Genomic DNA, 3,092 nt, shown 5'->3' with positions numbered 1-3,092 from the left:
TTTTTTCACGACCCGGATAGGCCGCCAGCCGATCCTGGTCACGCGGGACGGCGAAGGCAAGCTTCACTGCCTGCTGAACTCGTGCCGGCACCGGGGCATGATGCTTACGTCCCGGCGCAGCGGCAATAGGCGTACCCATACCTGCCGCTACCACGGTTGGGTCTATGGGAGCGACGGCAGCAACCAGTACGTCACCAACCAGGAAGAGGGCCGCTATCCGGACTGGTTCGACGCTGCCGAACACGGGCTGGCGCCCGTCGCCCGCTTCGACAGCTACCGCGATTTCCTCTTTGCCAGCCTCTCGGAAGACGTGCCCTCCCTTTCCGAATATCTCGGCGACGCGCGCGTCTTCCTGGACCTCATCGCCGACCAGGGACCCGAGGGCCTGGAGTTCGTGCCCGGAAGTACTAGCTACACGTTCGACGCCAACTGGAAGCTGCAGTTGGAAAATTCGCTGGACATGTACCACTTTTCATCCACGCACGCATCGTACGTGGAGCTCCTGGCGCGCCGGCCGGCAGAGGCTTACGCGGGCGGTCCGCCCCCAGCCGTGCCGGAAACCCAGGGTACCTTCAGTTTCGGACACGGGCATGCAGTGACCTGGCGAGAAAGCCGGGCGACGGCTGCGCTCCTTGCCCGGCGCCGGCAAGCCTACGCCGCCACGATGGATGAAACCCGCCTGCGTTGGGCCTTGCGCGCCAGGAACCTGACCATCTTCCCCAATCTGCAAATCGTGGACAACGTCACCAGCATGATGCTCCGGGTCATCCATCCGCTGGCCGTGGACAAGACAGAAATGCGGACTTTCTGCCTCGCCCCCAAGGGTGAGGATGAGGACATGCGCGCCGCCCGCATCAGGGACTACGAAGACTTCTTCAACGCGAGCGGCCTCGCCACGCCCGACGACAACGTCGCGTACGAGTACAGCCAAGCGGGTTTCCCGGCCAAGGCTGCCGGCTGGACGGCCGGTTATCTACGCGGACTGGACACCCGCGACATGCCGCCCCTCGCGCCCTACAGTGCAGAACTCGGCATGCAGCGCGTCGACGGCCGGCTTGGGCCTCGCACCATGGGAGACGAAACTTGCTTTCATGACGGCTATCGCGAGTGGTATCGGCTGATGTGCCGTGCGCAACAGCCATAGCGATGCGCCCCCCTGCACCGACCTGCCGCCTCACCCACCATACCTATAACCGGAGACACGTATGACCGCTCGTCGAAACTTCCTGGTTGCCGCGCTCGCGGCCACAGCTGCCTTGGCCGGCCCTGCCAGCGCCCAGACTTCCTACCCCCAGGGGCCGACCACGATGATCGTGCCCTTCCCCGCCGGCGGGCCCACGGACGTGCTGGCCCGCATCGTGAGCCAGCAATTGGCGGAGACCTGGAAACACCCGGTGATCGTCGATTACAAGCCTGGCGCGAGCACCATGCTGGGCACCGCGGCGGTCGCCAAGGCGGCCCCGGACGGCTACACCATCGGCGTCGTGAACTCGGCATTTGTGATCAATCCCAGCCTGCAGAAAAAACTGCTCTACAAGAACGAGGATTTGACGGCCGTCTCCCAATTGATCCGGGTGCCCCTGGCCATCGCCGCCAATCCCAATGCACCCTTCAATACCCTCGACGAAATGATCGACTATGCGAAGCGCAATCCGGGCAAGCTCACCTACGCGAGCCCCGGCACCGGAGGCACCTCGCATTTGGCCGGCCAACTCCTCGCGCGCCAGGCGGACATCCAGATCACCCACATTCCCTACAAGGGAAGCGCCCCCGCACATACCGACGTCATCGGCGGCCGCGTCATGGTCATGATAGACCCGATCTTTTCTCTCATGCCGCACATTCAATCCGGCAGGTTGAAAATGCTTGCGACGACGGGCCCGCAGCGCGAGGCGGCCTATCCCAACTATGCGGCAGTCGCGGAAAAATATCCCGGCTTCTCCGTCCAGGCGCTCATCGGGCTGGTCGTCCCCACGGGCACGCCTGCGGCAATCATCGACAAGATCCAACGCGATACCGCGGCGGCATTGGCCCTGCCTGCGGTCAAGAAGCGCGTGGAAGACTTGGGAATGGTGATCGTCGCATCCCGCCCCGCCGAGTTCGCCGCCCAAATCAAGAAAGAGACGGAACAGTGGGCGCAGGTCATCCGCGAGGCGAACATCGAACTGCAGGAATAGCGGCGTGGCAGCCTACGGATAAGTTGGGCGATGGCACAATAAGGCACCTTTGACCTCGACGGTTTGTCTATGTCCACTCCAAGCAAAATCCGCGTCTGGGACCTTCCGGTACGCATTTTCCATTGGCTGCTGGTCGCCTGTGTCGTCGGTGCATACGTGACCATCAAGGCCGGCGGCCTCTGGACCGAGTACCACATGCTGTTCGGCTATGCTGTCTTGGGGCTGATCCTGTTCCGCATCGTGTGGGGCTTCGTAGGCAGCCAGCATGCGCGGTTCTCGAGTTTCCTGCGCGGACCGTGCGCGGTCCTGGCGTATCTGAAAGGAACGACGCCCCGCCGCCCTGGCCACAACCCCTTGGGGGCATGGTCCGTCTTGGCGATGATCCTGCTGCTGGGCTACCAGGCCGTCACGGGGCTCTTCGCCAACGACGACATCTTCACCGAAGGCCCGTTGGCAAGCCTGGTCGACAAAGCATGGTCCGACCGGCTCACCGGTCTTCACAAGCTGAACGAGTGGATCATTCTTGCCCTGGTTGCGCTCCACGTGGCCGCGATCCTCTGGTATCGCGTAGCGAAAAAACAGAAGCTCACGCGCGCCATGATCACCGGCGATGCGCCTGCCTCCGAATTCGCCCCCGGGGCTGACTCCACGCGCGACACGACAGGAACGAGACTGCTCGCCCTCGCCATCGCCGCCATCGTCGCAGCCGTGGTGTATGGCATCGTGTCAATGCGCCCTGCCGGCTTCTGACCGCCTTGCGGGTCGTTCAGTTGAGGCGGCCTCCGTGCCGCCCGCCCCCTGACGACGGCCCGCCGCGACCGCCTCCAGCAGGTGGTCCCATGGAGCCGCGCCCCATGTCTCGGCCGCCCATCTCCCTGCCTCCGAACGGGCGGCCTGCCTGCGGTCCGCCCACTC

At 64.2% G+C, this 3,092-nt stretch carries 3 protein-coding genes; all 3 read left to right on the top strand.

What is annotated here, in order from left to right:
- Positions 1–1,144: SRPBCC family protein (locus IRZ12_RS16815; protein ID WP_296471001.1), on the top strand; the 1,144-nt coding region annotated here is incomplete at its 5' end.
- Between the two features lie 61 nt (positions 1,145–1,205).
- Positions 1,206–2,177, top strand: a complete 972-nt coding sequence (locus tag IRZ12_RS16810; protein ID WP_296470998.1) for a tripartite tricarboxylate transporter substrate binding protein — start codon at positions 1,206–1,208, stop codon at positions 2,175–2,177.
- Between the two features lie 69 nt (positions 2,178–2,246).
- Positions 2,247–2,927 (top strand): cytochrome b/b6 domain-containing protein, encoded by a 681-nt coding sequence (locus IRZ12_RS16805; RefSeq protein ID WP_296470995.1) that lies wholly within the window; start codon positions 2,247–2,249, stop codon positions 2,925–2,927.
- Positions 2,928–3,092: the final 165 nt, after the last annotated feature.

Source organism: Pigmentiphaga sp. (assembly GCF_019689535.1).
Lineage (GTDB): Bacteria > Pseudomonadota > Gammaproteobacteria > Burkholderiales > Burkholderiaceae_B > Pigmentiphaga.
The sequence above is the reverse complement of the archived record's forward strand: the minus strand, read 5'-3'. Positions and strand labels throughout refer to the sequence as shown.

Excerpts from the sequence above, each read along its gene's own strand:
- IRZ12_RS16810 (WP_296470998.1), top strand. The coding sequence starts at position 1,206 with ATGACCGCTCGTCGAAACTTCCTGGTTGCCGCGCTCGCGGCCACAGCT.
- IRZ12_RS16805 (WP_296470995.1), top strand. The coding sequence starts at position 2,247 with ATGTCCACTCCAAGCAAAATCCGCGTCTGGGACCTTCCGGTACGCATT.